We start from the raw sequence: 8,844 nt of genomic DNA, 5'->3' as shown, positions 1-8,844 counted from the left end.
AGAAAATCACTGGATTATCGAACACCTTTGGAAGTATTTTTGAGTTACGTAAGTATTGATGATCTGTCTAACTTAATTTGACAATTAAGATTATCTAATTGAATATTAAATTTTTTCTAAGGAGGTATCCATAAATGAAGAAGCGAAATTATTTTATCGTTTTCTGTCTATTTTCTCTATTTTTCGTCACCTATTTCCATATCCAAAAAGGGGAGACTGTGGCAGCCAATGAAGAATCAACCATAGAAGTATTAAACAATGAATACGGCAAAGTAAGTATTAGGAAAATAGATCATCAGCTAACGATCTTGTATCGATTAAATGCACAAACGCAAGAAACCCGATTTTTATTCCAGCTACATTCAAAAGATGCACCTGAAACGAATCTGCTTTCCTCTTATGTTTCTCAGGAATATCAAGAATACACAGATGAACAACAACGAAAATGGCTAGCAGGTTATTTTTCTCAAACTATTGAAGAAAAAGAATGGACCATTGAGTTGCCGAGTACGAGCAAAGAATTTCAACTCAATATTCAGATAGAAGAAAAAACGGGTCAGTTACTTTTATCCGAACCTGTTTCCTTTTCATTTTCTATAGATAATAAGAATCAGGAAACTGCACAAACAAATGAAAAAACGTCTGAAACATCAACTTCTTATGAAAATCATGAGATATCGGATGATTCATCGTTAGATAAAGACGAATATCGTCCGTTTGAACAACCACAATTATTTAATGCACAGTTGAAACCTAAGGGGTTAGCTACGATTGAACCAGAATATACCACAGATGAGCAAGGAACATACCCTAAGGCAATGTGGCAACCGGATAATAGTCAATATGTGCGTAATCATCAGGGCAATCGCCAAGGACAACAGCAATGGGACGGGCTGAATGGGTGGGATGGCAATCCAACCAATCGCAACAATTCTTATATTGAATATGGTGGGGAAAAAGAGGATGCCGATTATGCCATCCGAAAATTTGCCAAAGAAACAGCGACTCCTGGATTGTTTGACTTGTATCTGAATGTTCGAGGAAATACTCAAAAAAATATCACTCCTCTTGATCTCGTATTGGTCGTAGACTGGTCTGGAAGTATGAACGACAATAATCGGATCGGTGAAGTAAAGATTGGTGTCGATCGTTTTGTCGATACTTTAGCAGATAGCGGTATCACAGACAAAATCAATATGGGATATGTCGGCTACTCAATCGAAGGATATAGCTACAGTAACGGTGCAGTACAGATGGGTTCATTTGATTCAGTGAAAAATCAAGTAAAATCCATTACACCTTCATGGACAAATGGTGGTACTTTTACACAAAAAGCACTAAGAGATGCAGGAAACATGCTATCCGTTCCAAATGGACATAAAAAAGTGATCGTTTTGCTGACGGATGGTGTACCAACATTTTCCTATAAAGTACAGCGGGTACACGCACAATCAAGCAGCAATTATTACGGAACTCAGTTTTCTAATACGCAAGATCAGCCGGGAAATACTTCTCGAATCTCAAGAATCTATGATGCACCTGACCAAAACAATCTATACAGAAGAATCGACAGTACGTTTATCGCAACCATCGGAGAAGCGATGGCACTCAAAGAACGAGGAATCGAAATACATGGTCTTGGCATCCAACTTCAAAGCGATCCGGCAGCTGGTCTCTCAAAAGCAGAAGTAGAGTCTCGTATGCGACAAATGGTTTCATCAGATGAAAAAGGCGATCTTTACTATGAATCAGCTGATCATGCAACAGATATCTCTGAATACCTAGCCAAAAAAGCTGTACAGATCTCAGCAACTGTAAGCAATGGACAAATAAATGATCCAATCGCAGAACCATTCATTTATCAGCCTGGTACACTTTCAGTCAAGAGTGTGGGGACAAGTCCTACAACGGTCATTCCATCTATTTCCATAGAAGGAAATACCATCAAGAGCAATCAGATCTATTTAGGAAAAGACCAAGAAATCCAAATCCATTACCAAGTGAGAATCCAAACAGAAAATGAGGACTTCCATCCAAATTTCTGGTATCAAATGAACGGCAGGACAACTTTCCAGCCAAACATTGATACCAATGAATTAGCTGAATTCGGTATACCATCTGCTAAAGCTCCCGGAGTCAGTCTTCACATCAAAAAGTTATGGGAAGAATTTGACAACAATCTAGCTGATCGTCCAGATCAAGTTACTTTTGAGATTCAACGGGAACATACGACAAATGCTGCAGCTTGGAAAAACGGATATATCCGCATCACTAAATCAGCTGAAGATACTGCAAATACGTGGGAACGTGCAGACGTCGACAAACTCTCTGCAAATAGTGGAGAAAGTTATCAAGAGATACTATCACTGCCTCAATATAATAATCAAGGTCAAGCATTCAGTTACCAAACAAGCAAAGAACTACCTGTACCAGGATATGATTCTCAACAAATAGACGCACTGACATGGAAGAATACTAAACAATTCACACCGTTAGACTTAAAAATAACGAAAAATTCCTCTACAGGAGAAAAGGATCTTATTGGCGCTGTTTTCAAATTAACAGGAGATTCTATTGATACTTTACTAACTGATAATGGTGATGGGACCTATTCTCTTCCGGGAAATGTCAAATTGCAAAAAGAAATGACTTATACACTGACAGAAACAAAAGCTCCAGAAGGTCATGAATTAAGCAAAAAGACTACTTGGGAAATCAAGATTGCTTCTGATGGTACGGTAACCATTGATGGAAAAACAGTCACTACTTCCGATGATACGATCCAGTTGACCATTGAAAATCCTTTTGTTGAAATTCCTATAGCAGTACGTAAGTATACGATGCAAGGGACGGACAAAGAGATAAATCTTAAAGGAGCAGCATTTTCCCTACAGAAAAAAGAAGCAAATGGTACTTATCAGCCAATTGACAGCCAAACAACGAATGAAAAAGGTCTTGCCAGTTTTGATTCACTCACACCTGGTAAATACCGAGTCGTTGAAACAGCTGGTCCTGCCGGATATGATACTTCGCCGGGAAATTATGAATTCCAAATCGATAAATATGGAAAAATCATTTACACGGGAAAAAATACCGAGATGACAAATAATGTATGGACGCTCACTCATCAAAATCGACTAAAAGCGTTTGATCTAACGGTACACAAAAAAGAAGACAACGGACAGACATTAAAAGGAGCAAAATTCAGACTGCAGGGACCAGAAATGGACTTAGAATTGCCAAAAGATGGACAAGAAACAGATACCTTTCTATTCGAAAATTTAAAACCTGGAACTTATACGCTGACCGAAACTTTTACACCAGAAGGATACCAAGGTCTAAAAGAGCCAGTTACTATAGTTATACACGAAGATGGGTCAATTCAAGTGGATGGACAAGATCATGAATCTGTTCTGTCACCAGGAGCCAAAAACAACCAGATTTCTTTAGACATCACGAATCAGGCAAAAGTACCATTACCTGAAACGGGAGGAATTGGCCGTTTAGGAATCTATCTAGTAGGGATGATTGGTTGTGCGTTTTCTATTTGGTATCTTTTTTTGAAAAAAGAAAGAGGGGGCAGCTAAATATGAAAAAACTTGGTTGGCTTAGTATGTGTCTCTTCTTGTTACTATTTAAACCAGCTTTTACTCAGGCAGCAACAGAAACAGAAACAGAAATGGTTCAGATTACTTTACACAAATTGCTTTTCCCAAACGGGCAACTGCCGAAAAATCATCCAAATGACGGACAAGAAAAAGCGTTATTACAAACGTATCGAGGATTAAATGGTGTCACATTCCAAGTTTATGATGTCACAGATTCTTTTTACCATCTACGGGAAAAGGGCAAAACGGTAGAAGAAGCACAAACAGAGATCGCAAAAAACGGTGCGTCTTCCGGTACGTTTACCGCAGAAGCAACAACTACAACTCTTAACAACGAAGATGGTATCGCTTCTTTTTCTCTGGCCGCTAAAGATCAAGAAAAAAGAGATAAAGCGTATCTTTTCATTGAATCCAAAGCACCAGAAGTCGTCAAAGAAAAGGCAGAGAATATGGTAGTTGTTCTTCCTGTACATGGACAAAACAATCAAAAACTTTCAACTATCCATTTGTATCCTAAAAATGAAGAAAACGACTACCCTGATCCACCTTTTGAGAAGGTATTAGAAGAGCCTAGAAATGATTTTACGATTGGTGAAAAAATCACTTATTCCTTGCATACGACAATTCCTGTAAATATCCTTGACTATCAAAAGTTCGAATTGTCAGATAGTGCGGATGAAGCATTAACGTTTTTACCTAATAGTTTAACGATTTCATCGAATGGAGAAAAGCTGACAGAAGGCTTTGTCATACAGAAGAAACCTCACGGATTTGATGTTTTATTTTCGATCCCTTCGTTGGAAAAATATGCTGGAAAAAAACTGACCATTTCTTATCAGATGCAGCTAAGCAGTACAGCACAGGCGAACAAGGAAATCAACAACAACGGAACACTGGATTTTGGTTTTGGTATCAGTACAAAGAAAGTTTCTGTATATACAGGGAGTAAGCAATTTGTCAAAATCGAGACAAATAAACCAGATAAACGATTAGCTGGCGCAGTATTCCTTATTAAAAACAAAGCAGGAAATTACCTCCAGCAAACAGCCAACGGATACAAGTGGACAAAGAACGAATCAGATGCGCTTCACCTGATTTCCGATAAAAATGGCGCTTTTTCAATTTCCGGGTTGAAAACAGGAAGTTATCGATTAAAAGAGATCGAAGCACCTTCTGGTTATATTTTAAGTGAAACAGAAATTCCGTTTACCATTTCAACTTTTCTTTCTGAGGATAAAGAGGCGGACAGTATATTGAAAGTAGTCAATAAAAAAGAAAATAGCCGTCCATTTCTTCCAAAAACAAACGAAACGAAAAATACACTTTTAGGCGTTGTTGGTATGGTATTCGCAAGCTTTGCAATCTGGTTGTTTATCAAAAAAAGAACAGGAGTGAAAAAATGAAAAATCATAAAAAAATAAACGTTATGTTAGGAGTACTTTTCCTTATTTTACCATTACTCACAAACAGCTTCGGCGCAAAAAAAGTGTTTGCAGAGGAGACAGCAGCTCAAGTCATCCTTCATAAAAAGAAAATGACTGATTTACCCGATCCTTTAATCCAAAACAGCGGGAAAGAAATGAGCGAATTCGATCAATACCAAGGATTAGCCGATATTTCATTTTCAGTTTATAACGTCACTCAAGAATTTTATGCGCAACGAGATAAAGGAGCGTCCGTGGATGCAGCAAAACAAGCAGTCCAGTCTTTGACTCCTGGTACACCAGTTGCTTCAGGAACGACAGATGCTGATGGAAATGTCACTTTATCTTTACCTAAAAAACAAAATGGGAAAGATGCAGTCTACACGATCAAAGAAGAACCAAAAGACGGAGTGTCAGCTGCCGCAAACATGGTTTTAGCTTTCCCTGTATATGAGATGATCAAACAAGCAGATGGCTCTTATAAATACGGGACAGAAGAACTAGATACTATCCATCTCTACCCTAAAAATACAGTCGGTAATGATGGAACGTTGAAAGTTACAAAAATCGGTACTGCCGAAAACGAAGCACTAAATGGAGCAGAATTTATTATTTCTAAAGAAGAAGGAACACCAAGCGTCAAAAAATACATCCAAAGTGTCACAGATGGATTGTACACTTGGACAACTGATCAAACCAAAGCCAAACATTTCATTACTGGTCATTCTTATGACATCGGCAACAATGACTTTGCCGAGGCAACGATTGAAAAAGGCCAGTTGATCGTTAATCATTTAGAAGTTGGAAAATATAATTTAGAAGAAGTAAAAGCTCCTGATAATGCGGAAATGATTGAAAAGCAAACAATCACGCCTTTTGAGATCCTGGCAAATAGCCAAACACCAGTAGAAAAGACCATCAAAAATGATACGTCTAAAGTTGATAAAACAACACCTCAATTGAATGGAAAAGATGTCGCAATCGGTGAAAAAATTCAATATGAGATTTCTGTCAATATCCCATTAGGTATCGCTGATAAAGAAGGAACGCAAAACAAGTACACAACATTCAAACTTATCGATACTCATGACGCTGCTTTAACATTTGATAATGATTCTTCAGGAACGTATGTTTATGCCTTATATGATGGAAATAAAGAAATCGACCCAGTAAATTATTCTGTCACTGAGCAAACAAACGGATTCACGGTTTCAGTTGATCCGAATTATATTCCTTCATTAACTCCTGGCGGTACATTGAAATTCGTTTACTATATGCATTTGAACGAAAAAGCAGATCCAACCAAAGGATTTTCTAACCAAGCAAATGTCGATAACGGGCATACAAATGATCAAACACCACCGTCAGTCGATGTCGTTACTGGGGGCAAACGATTTGTTAAAGTAGATGGTGACGTTACATCAGATCAAACACTTGCTGGAGCAGAATTCGTCGTTCGTGATCAAGATAGTGACACAGCGAAATATTTATCGATCGACCCATCCACAAAAGCCGTCAGCTGGGTATCGGCGAAAGAATCAGCAACGGTTTTTACAACCACAAGTAACGGTTTAATCGATGTGACAGGTCTAAAATATGGCACGTACTATCTGGAAGAAACGAAAGCGCCAGAAAAATATGTTCCATTAACAAACCGTGTAGCATTTACTATCGATGAACAATCTTATGTAACAGCAGGACAGTTGATTTCTCCTGAAAAAATACCAAATAAACACAAAGGTACACTTCCTTCAACAGGCGGTAAGGGAATCTATGTGTATATCGGTGCAGGAGTAGTCCTTCTACTGATTGCTGGACTGTACTTTGCTAGACGCAAGCACAGTCAGATTTAGTCTTTTTGCAAGAATTGGAAAAAGGAGCAGCGGATTACGCAAATGCTCCTTTTTCTTTTATTATCAAACAGTCATCACAAGGAGAACACAAATGAAACCAAAGAAAAGGAAACTTCTAGATCTGCTGATGCTTTTCTTGCTTCTCTCAGGAATAGGGATACTAGCTTATCCATTTGTTAGCGACGCGCTGAATAATTATCTGGATCAGCAGATCATCTCTCATTATCAGCAACAAGCGGTCAAAGAAAATGAAGAAGTCATGGCTAAAATCCAAGAAAACATGACAAAGAAAAACCAGCAATTAGCAAAAGAAGGTGGAAATTCAGGTGCAGATCCCTTTACTAAGAAAAAAGAACCTGTGAAAAAGGATAGAACCTATTTTGAGAAACATACGATCGGTATTTTGACGATCCCCAAAATCAATGTCAACTTACCGATTTTTGATCAAACAACGATGAAACTATTGGAAAAAGGAGCTTGTCTGCTCGAGGGAACCTCATACCCTATTGGAGGCAAATCGACACATGCGGTACTTTCTAGCCATAGAGGCTTGTCGCAAGCAAAATTGTTTACAAATTTACCTCAATTAAAAATAAAAGATCACTTTTATATTGAAATTAACGGTCAGTATCTTGCGTATCAAGTCGATCAAATCAAAACCGTAGAACCCACAGAAACAGAAGCGCTGCAAATCCAAGAAGATCAAGATCTAGTCACACTGGTTACTTGTACTCCGTATATGATCAACAGTCACCGTTTACTGGTGCGTGGACACAGAATCGTTGTTGAACCAGAAGAAATAAAGGAATCCTTAGAAAAAGTGAAACAGGCAAAGTGTACTGCATTTTTACTTGTAAGCGGTTTGATCGGTGTGCTCTTGTTGCTATTTTTAGTGATCCTAATAAAATTTTTAAAAAAGTAAGTATATAGTTTACGTAAACAGAATATCTTTTGTGTATAGTGGAATCTCACGAATGAAACGGAGTGTAATAAGATGGAGATAGAATTTAGACGAAAGCACGAATTCATCAATTAAGTATTAAATACAGTTACACATGGAATCGCAGCGTTATTAAATTTGCTTTTCTTCTACATTATTTCATAGTCTAATTTTTATAAAGGTAAAGAAAGTTTTCCAAGTATTCGATCATTGTTCGATCTATCTATCTCTTGATCACTGGTACGTATACACATTTTTGTCTCTTAATAGTACATGGAAAACGACTGATTTGATCTTGCTTAGTGTCATTTGAATACCATCAATAATTGGGAGTGTTTACAAATCTTTGACGTTAACAAAAAATAAATAAGGTGTCGAAAGTTTCAATGATCATTTACAATGTGATGTTCAATCATCGTTGTCTTATCTAATCTCTATCAAAATATTAATTTAACTGAATCACTAATCTTAGTTGTTGGAAGTAGCGCTGATGTTTTTAACTATCTATGTAAGTAATTGAGCGCTAAGAAATACGAATAAATTGGAGGTGTGACATAAGTTAGTTACACTCTATAAAAAATAAGGAGCACTCGAAAATGGCTTATTTTTTCGAGTGCTCCTTATTTTTTATATTTATCTTCAATGTTTCCAGTATCTATTTTTGTCAATCCCATTGCGCTTAAATCATATTCTCTTGGACGACTAAATATAGGGAGAATTGATCTGAAGAGTTACACATGCTTCTTTTTTAGCGACTTATGTCACCGTTTCTTCTTTTTATAATATCTTTATGATAAAATCAACTTTATTTTCAGATTTAGATAATTCTTGCAAATATCTATTGTACTTAATCGATCAACTATCCATAACTTTATCTTTGAGTCGTAAATAAACATAAGATTATTGATATGGAAGAAATTCAAAAAGTGGAATGGCAACAGTTTTTTTGACAAATTTTATAAGGTGCAGAACTTCTTTCCGTATGCTATTCCGATTGTCCTTGACAATGAGCCTCCTCG

4 protein-coding genes are annotated in these 8,844 nt (G+C 37.2%); all 4 read left to right on the top strand.

Annotated elements, in window-relative coordinates:
• Positions 1-134: 134 nt before the first annotated feature.
• The 4 genes from DIZ30_RS09745 (at position 135) to DIZ30_RS09730 (ending at position 7,807) form a co-directional block, all read left to right on the top strand.
• Positions 135-3,587 (top strand): SpaA isopeptide-forming pilin-related protein, encoded by a 3,453-nt coding sequence (locus DIZ30_RS09745; protein WP_100970549.1) that lies wholly within the window; start codon positions 135-137, stop codon positions 3,585-3,587.
• Positions 3,588-3,589: 2 nt separating this feature from the next.
• Positions 3,590-5,011, top strand: a complete 1,422-nt coding sequence (locus DIZ30_RS09740; protein WP_002327400.1) for a SpaH/EbpB family LPXTG-anchored major pilin — start codon at positions 3,590-3,592, stop codon at positions 5,009-5,011.
• A complete protein-coding gene (locus DIZ30_RS09735; RefSeq protein ID WP_081140346.1) occupies positions 5,008-6,885 on the top strand; it encodes a SpaH/EbpB family LPXTG-anchored major pilin in 1,878 nt (625 codons plus the stop codon). The genes DIZ30_RS09740 and DIZ30_RS09735 overlap by 4 nt, the downstream gene beginning before the upstream one ends.
• A gap of 91 nt (positions 6,886-6,976) precedes the next feature.
• The gene (locus DIZ30_RS09730; protein WP_005874445.1) at positions 6,977-7,807 is read left to right on the top strand and encodes a class C sortase; all 831 of its coding nucleotides are present in this window, start codon (positions 6,977-6,979) and stop codon (positions 7,805-7,807) included.
• Positions 7,808-8,844 lie beyond the last annotated feature (1,037 nt).

Source organism: Enterococcus sp. H57, from assembly GCF_003112495.1.
Taxonomy (GTDB): domain Bacteria; phylum Bacillota; class Bacilli; order Lactobacillales; family Enterococcaceae; genus Enterococcus_B; species Enterococcus_B faecium.
Note: the sequence above shows the minus strand (reverse complement) of the source record. Positions and strands in the feature narration are given on the sequence as shown.